This window comes from Massilia brevitalea (assembly GCF_030711405.1).
GTDB classification, from domain to species: Bacteria; Pseudomonadota; Gammaproteobacteria; order Burkholderiales; family Burkholderiaceae_D; genus Telluria; species Telluria brevitalea.
The window spans coordinates 163,545-181,673 of record NZ_JAULSI010000004.1; the positions used below are offsets into that span (position 1 = coordinate 163,545).

The following is an 18,129-nucleotide window of genomic DNA, read 5'->3' on the forward strand; positions in this document are numbered from 1 at the left end:
GCCTACTGGTTCGCCATCTGCACCACCACCAGCCTGCCGCCCGGCTCGCGCGACATCAGCAGCTGCTTGCCGTCCTCGAGCGCGACCTTGCCGCCGACCGGCACCGGGGTCTTGGCGGGCAGTTCCATCAAGTCCGGCATGCCCTCGTTCACCAGGAACCAGGCGCCCTGGTGCAGGACGAAATAACCGACCCGCTTTTTCTGGGCCTCGGTGATCTTTTCGTTCGGGACGATGTTGCGGTTGGTATGCCACTGGAACAGCGACTGGCCGGAGTACACCATCAGGCGGTGGTTGTCGGGCCGGAAGCTGCCTTCGCGCTGCGACGAATACAGATTCAGGACCGGCAGCGGGCCGGAAAACGCGGTGCCGCAGAACGGGCAGCGCGGCTTGGCCTTGTTGTCGAACACGTACCAGCCCTGTTCGCAGGCCGTGTTCGGGCAGGGCTGGAGCAAATCGACGGTTTTCACCAGGGCGGTTTCCCAGTCGTCGGCGCTGGGCCGCAGGCTGGGGTTGTGCAGGCCGTCGATGAAGGCCTTGGTAAAGAGTTCGCCCAGGTAGGGGCCGACGATCCCGAACGGCATCTTCGCCGTGTCCTTCCAAGGCAGTTCCGCCGGCTTGACGTTGGCCAGCTTGATGCGGTTCGAGGCGTCGGTCGGGTGCTCGACGAACAGCGCGCGCTCGCCCATCGACAGTTCCTCGTCGCGCTGCGGGTCGTTCAGGTCGTGGACCTTGTCGCCGCGCAGCGGATGGCGCAGCAGCAGGTACATGTAGACCAGCACCGCCAGCGCGTGGCGGTCGGTGGCGATCGATGGCAGCTTGCGCTGCGGGTCGTCGCGCTTCAGGTGCGCGGTGGCCACGCATTCCGGCGCGATGAAGTCCGGCGTGCCGACCACGTCGGGCGGATACTTGCCCGGCACGACCAGGCCGTCGATGTCGATCAGGCAGGCGCGCCCGGTGGACGGGTCGATCAGCACGTTGCGGTAGCTGAGGTCCGAGTGCGCCAGGCCGGCCGAGTGCATGCGGCGCACGGCGCGCGCGATCTGCAGGCACAGTTTAATCTGCAGCATCCAGTTGCCGAGCTCGCGCTGGTCGATGAACTTGTTGCGGTTCGACGGCGAGGCGAACCACTTGCCTTCCTTTTCGCGCCCTTTAATGGCCAGCATGTCGTTGTTGCGCGAGCCATGCTTGAAGAAGAATTCCGGGGCATAGAAGGGCACGACCACGCCCAGCCGCCCGTTGTGCTCGACCATCGCCGTCGGCCAGCAGAACAGGTTCTTCCAGTAGTCGCCGCCGATCTGGTTGAAGATGCGGTCGCGGTAGACGGTGGTGATGACCGACAGGCGCTCGCGCGTTGCGGCGTCGGCGCTGCCGCGGAAGAAGGCTACGACGTAGTCCCTGTTCGGCGAAAAGTAGACGTCCTTCATGCCGCCGGACGCCTTGATTTCGTCGATGAACTGGACGGTGCTGCCGTCGGCTGCGGTCAAGGTGACAGTGTTTGCCATGGGTCTTGTCTCGATCAGTAGATGACGGCGATGGTGCGGTCGTCGTGGTTACCCTGGGACCAGAAGTCGAGCCAGCCGAGCAGCTTGCGCTCCGTGTCGGGCTGGCGCGCGCCGAAGCCGGCGGCACGGTCGAGTTCTTCCCAGAAGGCGTGCCAGTCGGCGTCGCGCCCGAGACGGGCTTCGGTGTCGAACTTGGCGTCCGACACGCCGTCGGTCATCAGGACCAGCGCCGTCATGTCCTCGGCCAGCGCGAAGCGGGTGCGCTTGCGCAGCATGGCGTGGTCGACCGCCGCGTTGTCGAGGAAGCGCGTCTGGCCGGAGAATTCGCCGCTGTCCACCTCACCCAGCAGGGTGATGCCGTCGCGCCGGCTGTAGACGCCGACCGCGCCATCGCCCACCCAGTAGGCGGCGCACAGGGTGCCGAACGCGTAGCGCTTGCAGATCGCGATCAGCGCCGTGCTCGAATAATCCTTGAAGACGCCGCCCAGTTCCGGGCGCGCGGCGACTTCGCCGTGGATCGCCAGGGCCGCGTAGTAGGCGGCGTTCCCGACCACGCGCGACAGGTGGGTGTGCAGTTCGTCGGCGACGGTCGCGCGCTGCTCGGGCGGCAGCGTGCCGGATGCGGCATAGGCCTGGGCGGCGGCGTCGATCTGGGCGCTGGTGCTGTCGTTCAGGCTGGCGAGGATGCGATTGCGCGCTTCTTCGCACACGATCTCGGCGCCGCGCCGCGAGTAGCGCGCGCTGCCGGCGCCGTCGGCCACGGCGGCAATGGACCAGCCGTTGGCGGCCTGGCAGTCGATGCGGAAGTCGTCGTCGCGGAAGCTTCCCACGTGCGCATGCGAACGCCCGCGCTTGCTGGCGGCGGCGATGGTGAAGTCCGTGCCGGCGATGCTGGCGCAGGCTTCGTCTTCCTTGTAGTAGGGGTCCGCCCGGTCCGAGGGCAGGTTCTTCCACATCGAGCGCGGGTCGGGAATCACGGCGAGCGGCACCAGCGCCTGCCGCGTGCGCGCCGGCTGGCAGGCGTAGTGGTAGCGCACCGTGAGCGTGTAGTCGCCGGCCGCGGCCGGCGTGCCGCTGACGGCGCCGCTGGCCAGGTCGGCGCTGCAGTCCAGGCCCTCGGGCGCCAGCACGGATTCGAAGACGATCGCCTCGCCATCGGCCGGCGCGAGCCGCCCCTGGTAGCTGCTGCCGGCGCGCGCGTTGGGCAGGCGGAAGACGGCGTCGGGCAGCTCGGGCTGCGGTGCAGCGGCAGCGGCAGCGGGAGCAGGAGCGGGCGCAGAGGCGGAAGCAGATGCAGGCCCGGCCGGCGGAGCAGGGGGCATGGGTGGAGTCGGCGGCATTGGTGGTGTGGACGGCATCGGAGGCATTGGCGGCAGCGCCGGCATGGGAGGCTTGGGCGGCAAAATCGGCGCCATGGCGGCTGGCGCCGGCTTCGGCGTCAGTTCGGTAAACGGCATTTTCTTCGCCGCCTGCGCCGTGGGCGGGTTCGCACCCGCGCGCGCCTGTGGTTCAGGCGCCGTTCGCGGCGGCGCCGCACCGAGATAGGCATTCAGCGACAGGTCGATCTTCTCGGCGAACTTGTTCGCCAGGTTCCTGAACGCCTCGCTCGCCACGTATTCGTCGACCCGTCCCGGATCGAGCTCGGTACGTGCGCGCAAAATGTAGGCGCGCGCATAGGACTGCAAACTGTGGTCCATCGTGATGATTCTCCTAGCCGCGCGAACGGGCGACGTCGAAACCGTCGCCGCCGCATTCGCCGAAATCGCATTCGCGGTCGCAGCTCGGGCACAGTGCCGGGCCGCTGCCGCGGATGCACATCAGGGCGCCGCAGCTGCACATGGCAAAGGCGGTGGGGTTGCCGCAGTGGGGGCAGCCCGGCGAGCCGATCAGGGCGTCGGTGCTGACGGTGCGCACCAGGGCGCGGTCGTCGGACAGGGCGTCGTAGTCGGCTTCCAGCGCGAACACGCCGGCCAGCTGGTAGAGGTCGAGCTCCATCCCGAACTGGCGGGTGCGCGCGGCAGCCGGCACCCGCTCGTAGCGCATCAGGTAAGGCAGGCGGTTGTTCTGGCAGCGGCCGGTGAGGACCACCAGGTCTTCGTCGACGTTCAGGCCGTTCTCGATGTCGCCGATCTTCTTCAGGATCGACTCGTCGATCTTGGCCAGGTTGACGCCGGCACGCGGCTCGGCCACGCTGCGGCTCTGGGCCACCACCGACATCGTCACCCAGTCGACGAAGCGCCGGAAGTCCTGCTCGGCCTGGGCGTCCAGGCGCAGCACGGTCTCCGTGAAGCGCTGCAGCACGTCGATGGCGGCAAACTTGCCGACCGCGATGGCCACCAGGGTGGCGCGCGCCGCGTAGCGCTCGCGCCAGCGCTTCAATGCCGGCTCGATGTCGTCGGTCGGCTTACCGTCGGTCATGAGGTAGATCACCGGACGCCAGTCGCCCTTGCGCTCAGGCGTGTTCGGCTGGATGCTGCGGTCGAGTTCATCCATCAGGTGCTGCATGCCGCGCCCGAGCGAGGTGCCCGAGCCCAGCGGCAGCCGCGGCGGATAGAAATGCGCCAGCTCGGTCAGCGGCGCCAGCGTGCGCGCCTGGCCGGCAAAGACGATGGTCGACAGGTGCACCGTCTCGAGTGCATGCGGGTCGGTGCGCAGGCCGGCCACCAGCCGCTCCAGGCCGTGCTGGAGCTGGCGCAGGTTGTCGCCGGCCATCGATTCCGAGACGTCCAGCAGCATGAAAATGGGTAAACGCCGCATCAGCATCTCCTCTTGGCCAGGGTATTCAGAGCACGACCTGTACTTCGGGCGGCGGTGGCGGCAGGTCCGGTGCGCCGACCGCGCCAACGCTGGCGCTGCCCGCCGTGACCGCCGAGCTGACCCACTGGAAGAAGCCGGCAAAGCTGGCGCTGTCCAGGGTGTCGAGGCTGACCACGCGGTCGGTGAGCGGGCGCAGCTGGGCCGGGTCGCTCTTCGGGCCGGCGGCGCAGGCGACCACGGTCGCAAAGTTCGCCTGCTTCACGCGCAGGATCGCTTCCTGGTAGTCCTGGGTGTCCGAGGGTTTACCGTCGGTCATCACGAACAGCAGGGGGCGCCAGTCGCCTTTCTGCTCAGGCGTCGAGGTGCGGATGTCGCGCGGGAGCATGTCGCAGATGGCGTGCAGCGCCGCGCCCAGGAAGGTCGGGCCGGAATTCGGGCAGACCACTTCCGGCAGCACGATGTCCTCCAATGGCGTCATCGGCAGGATGGTGGTGACGCGCGCATCGAAGGTGACGATGCACAGGCTGGCGCTTTCCAGCGCAAACGGGTTCTGGCGCAGCGAGGCGAGCAGGGCTTGCAGGCCGACGTTCACGGCCTGGATCGGCTCGCCCCGCATCGAGCCCGAGGTGTCCAGCGCCAGGTAGACCGGCAGGCGGCGTACGCTCATGACATGTAGGGACGCATGACGTCGACGAAGCGGTCGGTCTCGTGCGGGGTGCCGATGGCATTGAACTTCCAGCCGCCGCCGTCGCGCACCACTTCGGCAAAGGTCAGCGAGCAGCGCCCGGCCATCGAGGCGTCGCCGCTGATGTCGAAGCGGACCATTTCCTTGTTCCTGTTGTCGACCGCGCGGATAAAGGCGTTCGCCACCTTGCCCAGGTCCTGGCGCTTGCTCTTGCCTTCGTAGATCGACACCACGAACAGGATGCGTTCGTACTTGCCCGGCAGCTGGTCGAGGCGGACGATGATCTGCTCGTCGTCGCCATCGCCGGCGCCGGTGCGGTTGTCGCCGGTCAGCCAGAGCGCGCCGCTGGCGTGGCGCTGGGCGTTGTAGAACACCACGTCTTCCGGGCCGGGCAGCTTGCCGTCCGCGCCGAGCAAAAAGGCGATCGCGTCCAGGTCGTACTCTTCCTGCCTGGCGCCGAACAGCGAGCCGAGGAAGCCGCGCTTTTCCTCGGCCACGTCCCAGCCCAGCCCGATGGTGACCTGGGACAGGTCGTTTTCTTCCTTGCGCAGGCTGACGCCTTGCCCTTTACGCAGACTGACTGCCATGTGCGGTTCTCCTTCGTGTGGATGAGGGTGGGCTTACAGGACCACGTTGACTTCGGGCGGCGGCGGCGGCAAATCGGCCAGGCCGTTCGCGTCCTTCTTGGTGAGGTCGATCTTCTGGCTGGTGGTCGCGATCGAGGCGCTGACCCACTTGAAGAAGGCGCGGATGGTGTTGCTGTCGGCCGTATCCAGGCGCACCACCGACTCGGTGATGCGCTGCAGTTCGCGCACGTTGGCGTTCGGTCCGGCGGCGCAGGCGATCACGGTGCCCAGGCGGGCGGCCTTGATGGCGGCGATGCCGGCGGCCAGGTCGTCGGTCGGGTCGCCGTCGGTCATCATGAAGACGATCGGCTTCCAGTCGCCTTTCTGGTCGGCGGTGGTCTTGGTCACTTCGTGGCCCACGCGCTCGGCCAGCAGCGACAGCGCGGCGCCCATCGAGGTGGTGCCCGAGGCGCTAATCGCCGGCATCTGGAACTGGCCGAGTTCGGTCAGCGGCGTGAGCTGTTTCGCGCTGTCGGAGAAGGTGATGACCGACAGCCAGGCCGATTCGATCGCGTGCGGATCCTGGCGCAGCGCCGACAGCAGCGTTTGCATGCCATTGCGCACCGATTCGATCGGCTCGCCGTTCATCGATCCCGAGGTGTCGAGCAGCAGGTAGACGGGAAGTTTTCGCATTGTTCTTTTGTACCAAATAAACGGGTTGGGGAATGGATTCAGGCGTCGGGAACAAATGCCGGGTGCTCGCGCGGGCATCTTCAATATCCAAAACGATTAATGTATATTACACAGCACCTTGAAATTTGGAAATAGATCTGTCGATATCCCGGAATATCCGATCGCGCAATGCGAAATGACGGAGGATGTGAATATTCACATGCAGATCGGCAGGGATGGCAATACATGAGCGTGAATATTCACGATTGCGTGAATTTGAATACGTGCCTGTGAAACATGCCGTATCCCTATCGCGCGAGGCGACTTATTCCGAATGAATGACATGCGGTGCAGCCGAATAAAACAGTGCGCGCACTTATTAACCGAAACGGAAAAACAATATGGCAATCAGTCTGCAAAAAGGCGGCAATCTCAGTTTATCGAAAACCGACCCGAGCCTGCGCGAGGTGCTGGTCGGGCTGGGCTGGGAAGCGCGTTCGACCACCGGCGCCGACTTCGACCTCGACGCCAGCCTGTTCATGGTGCAGGAAAACGGCAAGGTGCGCGGCGACCACGACTTCATTTTCTATAACCAGCTGACCTCGACCTGCGGCGCGGTCGAGCACACCGGCGACAACAAGACCGGCGCCGGCGCCGGCGACGACGAAGCCCTGAAAATCCGCCTTGCCGACGTGCCGGCCGAGATCAGGCGCCTGGTGATTGCGGTCACGATCCACGATGCCGAGGCGCGGCGCCAGAGTTTCGGCATGGTGCAGGATGCCTTCGTGCGTGTGGTGAACATCGACAACGACGCCGAGATCGTGCGGTTCGATTTGTCGGAAGACTATTCGACCGAGACCGCGATGATCTTTGCCGAGATCTACCGCCACAACGGCGAGTGGAAATTCCGCGCGGTCGGCCAGGGCTATGCCGGCGGCCTGGCGGCGCTGGCCACTGAGCACGGCGTCGACATCGCCTGAATAAGCAGCTTTAAATAAGCAGGCCAGGAAACAACCGCAGACACGAGGTACAACATGAAACAACTGTCCCGAGGCGAGCGCCTGGCGCTGGCATCCTACGCACCGGATGGCGCCGTCCAGGCCGGCCTGTCCGCCCAGGGCCTGGCGCTCGACTTCGCCTGCTTCGCCCTCGATGCCGGCGGCAAGCTGGTCGAGGAACGCTACATGACCTTCTTCAACCAGCCGCAAACCCCGTGCGGCGGCGTGCGCGTGGGGGCGGTCGGCGCCGACCGCGACGGCTTCGTGTTCCAGTTCGGCCGCCTGCCGGCATCCGTCGAGCGCGTGACCATCACCGCCAGCATCGACGGTGGCGGCACCATGGCCCAGCTGCAGGCCGGGTCGCTGCGCCTGGTGAGCGCGCAGGGCGAGTTCGCCCGCTTCGATTTCAGCGGACGCGATTTCGCCGCCGAGCAGGCCGTGATGCTGGGCGAGTTCTACCGCAAGGACGGCGGCTGGCGCTTCATGGCGGTCGGCCAGGGTTTCAATGGCGGGCTGGCCGCGTTGGTCACCCACTTCGGCGCCGATGTCGCCGATACGCCCGCGCCCGTGCCTGCACCGGCGCCGCCGCCGCCGCCTTTGCCCAAGCCGGCCACGATCAACCTGGAAAAGCGCGTCGAGCAGGCCGCGCCCCAGCTGGTCAGCCTGGTCAAGTCGGCCGGGGTGTCGCTGGCCAAGGTGGGCCTGGCCGAGCACCGCGCCCGCGTCTGCCTGGTGCTGGACATCTCGGGCTCGATGAGCGCGCTGTATAAAAAGGGCCTGGTGCAGCGCTTTGCCGAACGCATCCTGGCGCTGGGCTGCCGCTTCGACGACGACGGCGCGATCGACGTCTTCCTCTTTGGCCGCAACGTGCACCGCGGCGAGCCGATGGGCCTGGATAACTTCTCGAACTACGTGCGCGAGATCATCGAGCGCCATCCGCTGGAAGGCGACACCCGCTATGGCGCGGCCATGGAAGCGGTACGCCGTTACTACTTCCCCGACGCCGGCGGCGGCGAGCGCAAGGCGACATGCCAGGCCGCGCTGCCGGTGTACGTGATGTTCGTCACCGACGGCAGCACCTCGGACAAGCCGCTCACCGAGCGCCAGCTGCGCTGGGCGAGCCGCGAGCCGATCTTCTGGCAGTTCATGGGCATCGGCAAGGGCAAGAAGTCGAAGAGCAAACGCCTCATCAACTTCGCCGATTCCGATTTCCCCTTCCTGGAAAAGCTGGACGAGCTCGACGGCCGCCTGCTCGACAACGCCGGCTTCTTCTCGGTCGAACGCCCCGACGAGCATGCGGACGCAGCCCTGTACGACCTGCTGATGGACGAGTATCCGGACTGGGTGAAGCAGGCAAAGGGCAAGGGCCTCATTTTCTGATAAACAACATTTTGCCCGGATCACATTGACGCCCGGCCCGCGCATGCCGTAAGATTTCTTAACAAAAATTTCACAAAGCGGCATGCGCGATTCATCGTCCACCAGGTTCATCCGCTTTCACCTCAAGACGCGCCACCTGGTGCTGCTGGTCGAACTGGGCCGCCATGCCTCGATCCTGCACGCGGCCGAAGCAGCCGGGCTGACCCAGCCCGGGGCCTCGAAACTCATCGGCGAGCTCGAACACGCGCTCGGCGTACCGCTGTTCGAGCGCATGCCGCGCGGCGTGGTGCCGACCTGGTATGGCCAGGTGCTGATCCGGCGCGCCGGCGCCGCCCTGGCCGAGATGGATGCGGCGCACCAGGAAATCATGCAGGGCCAGGCCGGCTTCGGCGGGCGGGTGGCCGTGGGCAGCGTGCGCGCGGCGGCGGCCACCTTGCTGCCGCAGGCGATCCGGCTGCTGAAGGAACGCAATCCGCGCGTGCAGGTGGCGGTGGCCAGCGACACCAGCCAGGCCATGATCGAAGCCTTGCGCGCCGGCGAACTCGACATCGTGATCGGCCGCATCCTCGACCCCGGCGCCGTTGCCGAACTCGACTTCGAACCGCTGGCCGACGAGCCGCACAGCCTGATCGTGCGCGCCGGCCACCCCTGGCTCGGACGCACCGACCTCGGTTTCGGGGACCTGGCGCAGGCGCCCTGGATCCTGCCGCTGGCCGGGCGCTTGCGCGACCAGCTGATGGCGCTGTTCATTGCCAGGGGCTTGCCCCAGCCTGTCGACGTGGTCGAAACCATCTCGCTGCCGCTGGTGATGCGCCTGCTGGCCGACAGCGACCGCGTGGTGGCGCTACCGCTCGAACTGGTACAGGCCGGCCTGGACGCCGGCACGCTGGCGGTGCTGCCGCTCGACGCCGACCTGCGCGCCGGCGTCTACGGCATCGTCACCCGCAAGCGCCATCACCTGCTGCCCTCGGCCGAGGCGATGCTGGCGGCCCTGCGCGAAGCGGCCGGGCTGACGCCGCCGGTCCACACCTGACGTACCTACCCGACGAATACGGATTTGGCATACATCGCGCGTGTTTCGTTATGGAGGGCAGGGGTTGCGCGCCGTATGATCTCAGCAATGACAAGACGAGGAGGGGACGATGGCGGTTTTTATCCGGACTGTAAACTTGAACCGAGGCGGAGCGTAATGCGCTGGGCAGGACTGCCTGTGGCCTTGTCCGCGGCCATACTGGCGGGATGCGCAACAACGCGCCCTGTAACCAGTTCGATCGGCAACTTCCCCGACCCCTTCGTGCTGCCCGATGCCGGCGGCTACTATGCCTACGCCACCAACGGCGACGGCAAGAATCTGCCGACCCTGCATTCGAGCGATCTGCAATCCTGGCGCGCGCTGCCGGACGCCATGCCTAGCTTGGCGGGCTGGGTGCGCAAGGAAGTGCCGCATGTCTGGGCGCCGGAAGTCATCAAGCTGGGCGAGCGCTACGTGCTGTACTACACGGCGCACGATTTGGCCTCGGACCGCCAGTGCGTGGGCGCGGCGGTCTCGAACTCGCCGGCCGGCCCCTTCGTCGACAAGGCCAGCAAGCCGCTGATTTGCCAGGCCGAGCTGGGCGGCACCATCGACGCCAGCCCCTTCCTCGAAGGCGGGCGTCTCTACCTGTACTTCAAGAGCGACGGCAACTGCTGCAACCAGCCGACCCACATCTTCGTGCAGGAACTGCAGCCCGACGGCCTGGCCGTCACCGGCCAGCCAACCCGGCTGCTGACCAACGGCCGCAGCTGGGAAGGTAAAGTGATCGAAGCGCCGACCATGGTGCAGCGCGGCGGCAAGTACACCCTGTTCTACTCGGCCAACGACTTCGGCAACGGCACCTATGCGGTGGGCTATGCCAGCTGCGCCGGCCCGGTCGGGCCTTGCCAGCCGGCCGGCGATTCGCCTTTCCTGAAGAGCCGCGCCGAGCGCAACCTCTACGGCCCTGGCCACCAGGTGGTGTTCCGTGTGGGCGAACAGGATTTCATCGCCTATCATGCGTGGGAACTGAAGGCGGACGGCACCCGCGCCGAGCGGCGCTTCCTCTACATCGACAAACTCGACTGGGTGGACGGCAAGCCGGTGGTGAAGGGCACGACCCTGGTCAGGTAACAGACATGGCGACCCGGCCGGCACAGGCCGGGCGCAAGAAAAAAACGGAGACAACGTGGCGCAACGCAGACGGTTTATCGCGGCTTCCCTGCTGTTAGGCGCAGGTTCGACACTCGGCACGCCGATGCTGGCGCGGGCACAGCGGCCCACCGAGGTCAGGCTGTGGACCCTGCTCAGCGGCGGCGACGGCGCACGCATGCGCGCCCTGGTCGAGGACTTCAACGCCAGCCAGCGCGCCGTGCGCGTGGTCAGCACCACGCTGAAATGGGGCGAGCCTTTCTACACCAAGCTGATCACCTCGTCGGTGGTCGGCGCCGGGCCCGACGTCGCCACCGTGCACCTGTCGCGCCTGCCCAACCTGGCCGGCGGCGGCGTACTGCGCGCCATCAGCGACGCCGAACTGGCGGCGGCCGGCCTGCGCGGCAGCGACTACTTCCCGCGCCAGTGGGACAAGTCGCGCTACGAAGGCCGCAACTACGCCATCCCGCTCGACATGCACCCGATGGTCATGTACTACAACAAGACCCTGGCCGGCAAGGCCGGGCTGCTCGACGGTGCCGGTGTGCTCAAACCCATCGTCGGCTACGAGGCCTTGACCGCCGCTTTCGCCGGCGTGAAGGCGCGCAGCGGCAAGGCCGGCCTGGCGATGGAAGCGAGCCAGGGCTCCTACGCCATCTGGCGCCTGTGGCTGTCGCTGCTGAACCAGCGCAAGGCCACCCTCATCGAGAACGGCCGCTTTGCCTACGGCCGCGCCGGCGTCGAGGAACTGGCCAAGGTCAGCGCCTGGTTCACGCGCGGCTATGGCCCGGCCGGCCTGGATTATCCGGCCTCGACCAGCCAGTTCATGGGCGGCGGCGCCGGCTTCATGCTCAACGGCGTGTGGGAAGTGCCGGAACTGGTGCGCGCCACGCGCCAGCGCACGCTCGGCTTCGAGTACGGCATCGTGCCGCTGCCGCGCCTGTACCAGGACGCCAGCGTCTGGACCGACTCGCACGCCTTCGCCATTCCCTCCAACGAAGACAAAGCCATGGACCCGGCGAAACTGCGCGGCGTGCTCGCCTTCATGGCCTACGTCAGCCGCCATTCGATGGGCTGGGCCGAGGGCGGCCACGTGCCGGCCTACCGTCCGGTGGCCGAATCGGCGGCGGCCAAGGCGCTGATGCCGAACGCCCTGTATGCCGAAGCCGCGCAGAACGTGGTCTACGACCCGGACGGCTGGTACATGGGCGCGGCCGGGCCGGTCGAAGCGATGGCATCGAAATTCATGCCCGGCGCGCTGTCCGGCCAGCTGACCCCGGCCGAGGCGCTGGACATGTTCGAAAAAGAAGCCTCGCGCCTGCTGCGCAAACGCCCGCCGCGCTACTGACCGCATCCCATGGAGACCACGACCTTGACATCCGCCGCCGCGCAGGCGCGCACCAGGAAACGCGCCGACGGCCGCCCGGAAAGCATCCCCGCCGCGCTGCTGCTGGCGCCGTTCGCCGCCGCCTTCCTGCTGTTCTTCCTGCTGCCGGCGCTGCATACCTTCTACATGAGCCTGACGGAGAGCAGCCTGACGCGCACCAGCGCCTTTGTCGGCCTGGCCAACTACGCGACCCTGGTGCAGGACCCCTCGTTCTGGTCCTCGCTCTGGAACACCTTCTACTTCGCCTTGCTGACCGTGATTCCGCTCACCGTCCTCGGCCTGGTGATGGCGCTGCTGGTGAATCGGTTTGTCCGCATCCAGTCCTGGCTGCAGGGCGCCTTCTTCCTGCCCTACGTGCTGCCGATCTCGGTGATGACCCTGATCGCCGACTGGATGCTGCAGCCTTCGTCGGGCGTGATCAACCACCTGGTCGGCGGCCAGAATGCCTGGCTGTCCGACGTGCACTGGGCGCTGCCGGCGGTGGCCATCGGCACCATCTGGTGGACGGTCGGCTTCAACATGCTGATGCTGCTGGCCGGGCTGCGCAACATCCCCGGCGAGCTGTACGAGGCCGCAGCACTCGACGGCGCCAGCGGCTTCACCCTGTTCCGCGCCATCACCTGGCCGTCCTTAAGGCCGGTGGTCGGCACCGCGCTGCTGATCCAGCTGATCGCCTCGCTGAAGGTGTTCGGCCAGACCTATATCCTCACCAGCGGCGGGCCCTACAACACCAGCCGCGTCACCCTTCACTACATGTACGAAACCGCCTTTACCCAAAGCGACGCCGGCTACGCGGCTGCCGTGGCCATGGCCTTCATGTTCGTGGTCATCGCGCTGTCGCTGCTGGCGCGCATGGTGGCAAGGAGGGCGGCATGAGCGTGCGCTTCCATATCATGCGCTCCCAGGTCGGCTGGACTGTCGCCGCCGTGCTGGCCAGCGTGGTGCTGATGGCCCTCTGGCTGTTTCCGCTGCTGTGGGCCTTGTCGACGGCGCTGCGGCCCGAGCACGAAACCGTGTCCGCCGTATTCCACTGGCTGCCGCAGACCTGGACCCTGGACGCCTTTGCCAAGACCCTCAGCGCCGGCAACATGCCGCGCTGGCTGTTCAACAGCGCGCTGGTGGCTTTCCTGGTAACGGTGGTGACGATGGCGATCAGCCTGATGGCCGCCTACGCCTTTTCGCAGCTGCGCTTCCGTGGCCGCTCGCTGCTGTTCGGGCTGGCGATGCTGGCCTTTTTGCTGCCGTTCGAGGCGCTGCTGGTGCCGCTGTTCCGCACCATGCACGGGTTGGGCATGATCAACAGCTACGCCGGGCTGGTGCTGCCGCAGGTGGTGTCGCCGGTCGTCATCTACGTGTTCAAGCAGTTCTTCGACGCGATTCCGGCGGACTTTCGCGAAGCGGCGGTGATGGACGGCGCGCATCCCTTGCGCGTGCTGTGGAGCGTGTACCTGCCGATTTCCGGCAACATCGTCTGGGCGATGGCGATCGTCACCTTCATCGGCGCCTGGAACAACTTCCTCTGGCCCTTCATCATCGTCACCTCGAACGACATGATGACCATCCCGCTCGGCCTGACCCAGACCTACGACGCCTTTGGCGTGCGCTATGCGCAGCTGATGGCGGCGGCGCTGCTGGGCGCCTTGCCGGTGGCGCTGGCCTACGTGGTGTTCCAGCGCCGGGTTACCCAGGGCTTCCTCGCCGCGAGCGGGCTCAAAGGATAAGAACATACAGGAGCAAAGCATGGCATCGGTCAGCCTTCGCGGCATCAAGAAACAGTACGAAAAGAACAGCGTCATCAAGGGCGTGGACCTCGAGATTGCGGACGGCGAATTCGTGGTCTTCGTCGGGCCTTCGGGCTGCGGCAAGTCGACCCTGCTGCGCATCATCGCCGGCCTGGAAGACATCACCGAAGGCACGCTGGAGATCGGCGGACGCGTCGCCAACGACATCGAACCGGCGCGGCGCGGCATCGCCATGGTGTTCCAGAGCTATGCGCTGTACCCGCACATGAGCGTGGCCGAGAACATGGGTTTCGCGCTGAAGCTGGCCAAGGTGCCGAAAGCCGAAATCGCCGAGCGGGTAGGGCGCGCCGCCGAGATCCTGCAGATCGGGCATCTGCTGGAGCGTAAGCCCAAGGCCTTGTCGGGAGGGCAGCGCCAGCGCGTGGCGATCGGGCGCGCCATCGTGCGCAAACCCGAGGTCTTCCTGTTCGACGAACCGCTGTCGAACCTGGACGCGGCCCTGCGCGGCCAGACCCGCGTCGAGCTGGCGCGCCTGCACCGCGAACTGAAAAGCACCATGGTCTATGTGACCCACGACCAGGTCGAGGCCATGACCCTGGGCCAGAAGATCGTGGTGCTGAATGGCGGGCGCATCGAGCAGGTGGGCACGCCGTCGGATTTGTACGAGCGGCCGGCGAACAGGTTCGTGGCCGGCTTCCTCGGTTCGCCGCGCATGAATTTTTTCGAGGCCACGCTGGCCGGGCAGGGCGCGCGCAGCGCGAGCGTGCAGCTGGCGAGCGGCGAGCGGGTGGAGGTGGCGGCCGACGTCGCGCGAGCCCAGGCCGGCGCCCGCGTCACGCTCGGTGTGCGTCCCGAGCACCTGCAACTGGCGCGCCCCGGACTGGAAGGCGGCGGCATTGCGGCAACCGTGGCGCTGGTCGAGTACCTGGGCGACGTCACGCTGGTGTATGCGCAGGTGGGCGAGAGTGGCGACATGGTGGCGGTGAAGACGGATGCGGATAGTGCGCCGCCGGCCTTGGGCAGCCGGGTCGAACTGGTGTTCCCGGCCACGCGCGCCTTTTTGTTCGATGCCGACGGCAAGGTATTCGCGCCGGGTTGGGTGGCCAGCACGGCCGAACCGCTGGCACAGATCCCGTAATCCATCTGGATCTGTGTCATTCGTGCGTCAGCCATGACGATTTCAGATAGCTCTTGCGTGTTTCGTTATTGGTGGCGCCCTGCTTGCTCTTTTAGTATTTGATGAGGCCTGAGGCCGGCAACGACCGGCGGGGCGAGTGGTTTCTCATAATAAATTCAGGAGACATGCATGACACGATTCGAAGTCAAGCCGATCTGCGCAGCGATCATGTTGTTGACGGCCTACAGCGCTTCGGCGCTGGCGCAAACAGCTACCGATAACCCGCCTGCTGCCACCAGCACCAGCGCCAGCGCCAATGTTGGCGCAACCACGAGCAGCGGCGCCAGCGCGGCCGGCAGCACCGGCGCGGGCGCTGAGTCCTCACAAGCCCAGCAGGCCGGGCAGTCCGTGCCCGCCACCGCCCAGCCCGCACCCGAGGTTCCACAGGCGGCGCCGGCCGTGGTCCAGGTAACGGGCCTGCGCGGCAGCCTGCGCTCGGCCGAAGCCATCAAGCGCGATTCGCTGCAGGTGGTCGACGCGATCAATGCCGAAGACATCGGCAAGTTCCCCGACCGCCAGGCCGGCGACGCCCTGCAGCGCGTGGCCGGCGTGCAGGTCGGGCGCGACCGCGGCCAGACCAGCACCGTGATCATCCGCGGTTTGCCGGATGTCGTGACCACGATCGACGGCAACGAGATCTTCACCGCAGCGGCGCGCCGCCTGTCCTACGAGGACTTGCCGGTGCAGTCGATCGGCGGCCTGGAAGTGTACAAATCGGCCAGCCCGAACCAGCTCGAGGGCGGGATTGCCGGCGCCGTCAACGTGCGCCTGCGCGCGCCGTTCGATTCGAAAGGCTACAGCTTCACCGGCTACGTCGAAGACCGCATGAACCAGAGCAACGGCAGCGACGCCAGCAAGGATACCCACAACCCGGGCGGCGGCTTCTCGGTCAGCAACCGCTGGGATACCGGCGTGGGCGAAATGGGCGCGCTGTTCGACGTCGCTGTGAACCGCGAGAACTGGACCTTCCCGGTGCAGTGGGTCGACCGGCCGGAAAACGTGTTCGCCGTGGGCCAGGACGGCAGCGCGCGGCGGCTAGGGAATACCGGACCGTTCGCACTGAACCCCGGCGAGACGCTGGGCCAGCTGCCGAACATCGGCGGCATCTACAACAGCGGCAAGCGCGAACGCCAGAGCATCCACGGCGCCTTCCAGTGGAAGATCAGCCCGCGCCTGCAGGCCACCGCGCAATACCTGGGCACCGGCTACCAGGGCCGCAACGCGGTCAACTACATCCTCGACATCGTCACCTGGGCGCCGCGCCTGAACAACGTGGTGCTGGCGCCGCAGGGCGAGCATTGCAACACGCCGCGCGGCGTGATCTGCCCGATCATGTCGGCCAATGCGCCGGCCGCCCAGTTCAGCCCCAGCCCCTACGACTGGGACCCGTACATGGCGACCAGTACCTGGGGCCAGAAGGAACGCACCTACACCCACTTCCTGGACCTCGCCCTGCGCTACAACGACGGTCCGCTGACGGTGAACACCCACGTGGCCTACACCAAGTCGAAATTCGTCAACGACACGCTCATCGTCGACCAGCAGGTGCCGGGCGCCAGCTCCAGCGTGTATGCCTATGGACGCGACGGCCATGGCGGCTACAACACGGTCACCACGCCAGGCAGCGCGAATGCCCTGCGCGACCCGAACCAGTTCGTGTTGCGCGGCATGGTGCAAAACTGGAGCGAACAGGCCGGCAAGCAGGCCCAGTGGCGTTCCGACGGCACCTACCGGCTCGGCGGCGACGGCTTCTTCCGCGCCGTGCTGGCGGGCGTGCGCCTGTCCGAGCGCAAGGTCAGCAACCACAGCGCCGAACGCGCGTCCGACTTCAGCTCGGCCGTCCGTCCGACCCCGATCGGCCTGTTCGGGCCATCCTTCGAAGAACTGGTACCAGGCCTGGACCGCCTGGGCGGCCCCTGGTACACGCCTTCGGCGAACTACCTGATCGAAAATGCCGACACCGTGCGCAATGCCTACGGCCAGCCAAGCGGCCGGGTGCCGGACGACCCGACCCGCCTGTTCGACCAGCGCGAGCGCAACGCCACCTTCTACCTGTCCGGGCGCTGGGAAACGACCCTCGGCGGCATCAAGGTCAGCGGCGAAGCCGGTGCGCGCGTGCTGAAGGACAAGCGCAAGCTGCGCGGCCAGAACCGCATCGGCGACGTGGTGACCGACGTCGATCTGTCGACCTCGGAAACCAATGTGCTGCCGAGCGCCACGGCCATCGTCAACTGGAACGACCAGTGGCAGTCGCACCTTTCGGCTGGCAAGACCCTGACCCGCCCCGGCTTCCGCGAGCTGAATCCGGCGCTGTCGCTGGTGCCGCCTACCGTCAACGCGCCGGGCACCGGCGGCGCCGGCAACCCCGACCTGGCGCCGACCAAGTCGAAGAACATCGACGCCACGCTCGAATACTATTTCGCCAAGAACGGCTATGCCCAGGTGGCGCTGTTCCACCGCGATATCGACGGCTACCTGCAGAACTTTACCCAGGACGAAAGCATCAACGGCGTGACCTACCGCGTGAACCGGCCGCAGAACTCCGGCAAGGGCACGCTGCGCGGCGCCGAACTCAGTGCGCAGAAGTTCTTCGACTTCCTGCCGGGTTTCTGGCGCGACTTCGGTGTGCAGGCCAACTACACCTGGATCGACGGCGACAACGAAACCAGGACGTCGCTGAACAGCGGCGCATTCACCAAGACGGCGCTGGTCGGCGTGGCGAAGCAGAACTACAACGTCGCCCTGCTGTACGAGGGTAACGGCATCACCGGCCGCCTGGCCGCGACCCGCCGCGGCGACTACGTCGAGCAGATCTTCGAAGAGCCCTACCTGCAGGACCGGGTGGTCAAGGCTACGACCTTCGTCGACCTGAGCATCGGCTACGAGCTGACGCCGAACGTGTCGCTGCACTTCGACGCGATCAACCTGACCAAGGCCAAGTTCGAGAGCGAGCTCGGCCCTTACCAGCCGCGCGACATCCGCTACAACATGACCACCTACGGCTTGAGCCTGCGCTACAAGATGTAAGAGGAACTTGATAAACCTACTGCGCGTCGAATTCTTGGCCTGCGCCGCCAAGGCGATAGCTCGCTGTACATC

Annotated in this window: 15 protein-coding genes; 9 read left to right on the forward strand and 6 right to left on the reverse strand. The window is 66.6% G+C overall.

The window, feature by feature from the left end:
• Positions 1-2: 2 nt before the first annotated feature.
• Genes QWL29_RS03795 through QWL29_RS03820 form a run of 6 tightly spaced genes read right to left on the reverse strand, consistent with a single transcriptional unit; the run spans position 3 to position 6,203 of the window.
• Positions 3-1,502 (reverse strand): helix-hairpin-helix domain-containing protein, encoded by a 1,500-nt coding sequence (locus QWL29_RS03795; protein WP_305821557.1) that lies wholly within the window; start codon positions 1,500-1,502, stop codon positions 3-5.
• 14 nt (positions 1,503-1,516) lie between these two features.
• Positions 1,517-3,199, reverse strand: coding sequence for a PP2C family serine/threonine-protein phosphatase (locus QWL29_RS03800; RefSeq protein WP_305821558.1), 1,683 nt, complete (start codon positions 3,197-3,199; stop codon positions 1,517-1,519).
• Positions 3,200-3,212: 13 nt separating this feature from the next.
• Positions 3,213-4,259, reverse strand: coding sequence for a TerY-C metal binding domain-containing protein (locus QWL29_RS03805; RefSeq protein ID WP_305821559.1), 1,047 nt, complete (start codon positions 4,257-4,259; stop codon positions 3,213-3,215).
• A 25-nt stretch (positions 4,260-4,284) separates the two neighbouring features.
• On the reverse strand, positions 4,285-4,926 hold the full coding sequence (locus QWL29_RS03810) for a vWA domain-containing protein (protein WP_305821560.1): 642 nt from the start codon (positions 4,924-4,926) through the stop codon (positions 4,285-4,287).
• Positions 4,923-5,531: a TerD family protein gene (locus QWL29_RS03815; protein ID WP_305821561.1), complete on the reverse strand. Its 609-nt coding sequence runs from the start codon at positions 5,529-5,531 to the stop codon at positions 4,923-4,925. Before QWL29_RS03815 ends, QWL29_RS03810 begins: the two co-directional genes overlap by 4 nt.
• Positions 5,532-5,564: 33 nt before the next feature.
• A complete protein-coding gene (locus QWL29_RS03820; protein WP_305821562.1) occupies positions 5,565-6,203 on the reverse strand; it encodes a vWA domain-containing protein in 639 nt (212 codons plus the stop codon).
• Between the two features lie 380 nt (positions 6,204-6,583).
• On the opposite strand from QWL29_RS03820, the gene QWL29_RS03825 reads away from it, so the two are divergent.
• From QWL29_RS03825 to QWL29_RS03865, 9 genes are all read left to right on the forward strand, one after another.
• Complete coding sequence (locus tag QWL29_RS03825) at positions 6,584-7,162, forward strand: TerD family protein (RefSeq protein ID WP_305821563.1); 579 nt, start codon at positions 6,584-6,586, stop codon at positions 7,160-7,162.
• A 54-nt stretch (positions 7,163-7,216) separates the two neighbouring features.
• Positions 7,217-8,560, forward strand: coding sequence for a VWA domain-containing protein (locus tag QWL29_RS03830; protein ID WP_305821564.1), 1,344 nt, complete (start codon positions 7,217-7,219; stop codon positions 8,558-8,560).
• 82 nt (positions 8,561-8,642) lie between these two features.
• The gene (locus tag QWL29_RS03835; protein ID WP_305821565.1) at positions 8,643-9,593 is read left to right on the forward strand and encodes a LysR substrate-binding domain-containing protein; all 951 of its coding nucleotides are present in this window, start codon (positions 8,643-8,645) and stop codon (positions 9,591-9,593) included.
• Positions 9,594-9,749: 156 nt separating this feature from the next.
• Complete coding sequence (locus QWL29_RS03840) at positions 9,750-10,706, forward strand: glycoside hydrolase family 43 protein (protein ID WP_305821566.1); 957 nt, start codon at positions 9,750-9,752, stop codon at positions 10,704-10,706.
• A gap of 55 nt (positions 10,707-10,761) precedes the next feature.
• A complete protein-coding gene (locus QWL29_RS03845) occupies positions 10,762-12,072 on the forward strand; it encodes an extracellular solute-binding protein (RefSeq protein ID WP_305821567.1) in 1,311 nt (436 codons plus the stop codon).
• Positions 12,073-12,096: 24 nt separating this feature from the next.
• Positions 12,097-12,987 carry a carbohydrate ABC transporter permease gene (locus QWL29_RS03850; RefSeq protein WP_305821568.1) on the forward strand — a complete coding sequence of 297 codons (891 nt, stop codon included), beginning with the start codon at positions 12,097-12,099 and terminating at the stop codon, positions 12,985-12,987.
• On the forward strand, positions 12,984-13,832 hold the full coding sequence (locus tag QWL29_RS03855) for a carbohydrate ABC transporter permease (RefSeq protein ID WP_305821569.1): 849 nt from the start codon (positions 12,984-12,986) through the stop codon (positions 13,830-13,832). The genes QWL29_RS03850 and QWL29_RS03855 overlap by 4 nt, the downstream gene beginning before the upstream one ends.
• A gap of 19 nt (positions 13,833-13,851) precedes the next feature.
• Entirely contained in the window at positions 13,852-14,991 is a 1,140-nt protein-coding gene (locus QWL29_RS03860; protein WP_305821570.1) for an ABC transporter ATP-binding protein, read from the forward strand.
• Between the two features lie 168 nt (positions 14,992-15,159).
• Complete coding sequence (locus QWL29_RS03865) at positions 15,160-18,057, forward strand: TonB-dependent receptor (protein WP_305821571.1); 2,898 nt, start codon at positions 15,160-15,162, stop codon at positions 18,055-18,057.
• Positions 18,058-18,129 lie beyond the last annotated feature (72 nt).

Coding starts and splice junctions, on each gene's coding strand:
- QWL29_RS03795 (WP_305821557.1), bottom strand. CDS start 1,502: ATGGCAAACACTGTCACCTTGACCGCAGCCGACGGCAGCACCGTCCAG.
- QWL29_RS03800 (WP_305821558.1), bottom strand. CDS start 3,199: ATGGACCACAGTTTGCAGTCCTATGCGCGCGCCTACATTTTGCGCGCA.
- QWL29_RS03805 (WP_305821559.1), bottom strand. CDS start 4,259: ATGCGGCGTTTACCCATTTTCATGCTGCTGGACGTCTCGGAATCGATG.
- QWL29_RS03810 (WP_305821560.1), bottom strand. CDS start 4,926: ATGAGCGTACGCCGCCTGCCGGTCTACCTGGCGCTGGACACCTCGGGC.
- QWL29_RS03815 (WP_305821561.1), bottom strand. CDS start 5,531: ATGGCAGTCAGTCTGCGTAAAGGGCAAGGCGTCAGCCTGCGCAAGGAA.
- QWL29_RS03820 (WP_305821562.1), bottom strand. CDS start 6,203: ATGCGAAAACTTCCCGTCTACCTGCTGCTCGACACCTCGGGATCGATG.
- QWL29_RS03825 (WP_305821563.1), top strand. CDS start 6,584: ATGGCAATCAGTCTGCAAAAAGGCGGCAATCTCAGTTTATCGAAAACC.
- QWL29_RS03830 (WP_305821564.1), top strand. CDS start 7,217: ATGAAACAACTGTCCCGAGGCGAGCGCCTGGCGCTGGCATCCTACGCA.
- QWL29_RS03835 (WP_305821565.1), top strand. CDS start 8,643: ATGCGCGATTCATCGTCCACCAGGTTCATCCGCTTTCACCTCAAGACG.
- QWL29_RS03840 (WP_305821566.1), top strand. CDS start 9,750: ATGCGCTGGGCAGGACTGCCTGTGGCCTTGTCCGCGGCCATACTGGCG.
- QWL29_RS03855 (WP_305821569.1), top strand. CDS start 12,984: ATGAGCGTGCGCTTCCATATCATGCGCTCCCAGGTCGGCTGGACTGTC.
- QWL29_RS03860 (WP_305821570.1), top strand. CDS start 13,852: ATGGCATCGGTCAGCCTTCGCGGCATCAAGAAACAGTACGAAAAGAAC.
- QWL29_RS03865 (WP_305821571.1), top strand. CDS start 15,160: ATGACACGATTCGAAGTCAAGCCGATCTGCGCAGCGATCATGTTGTTG.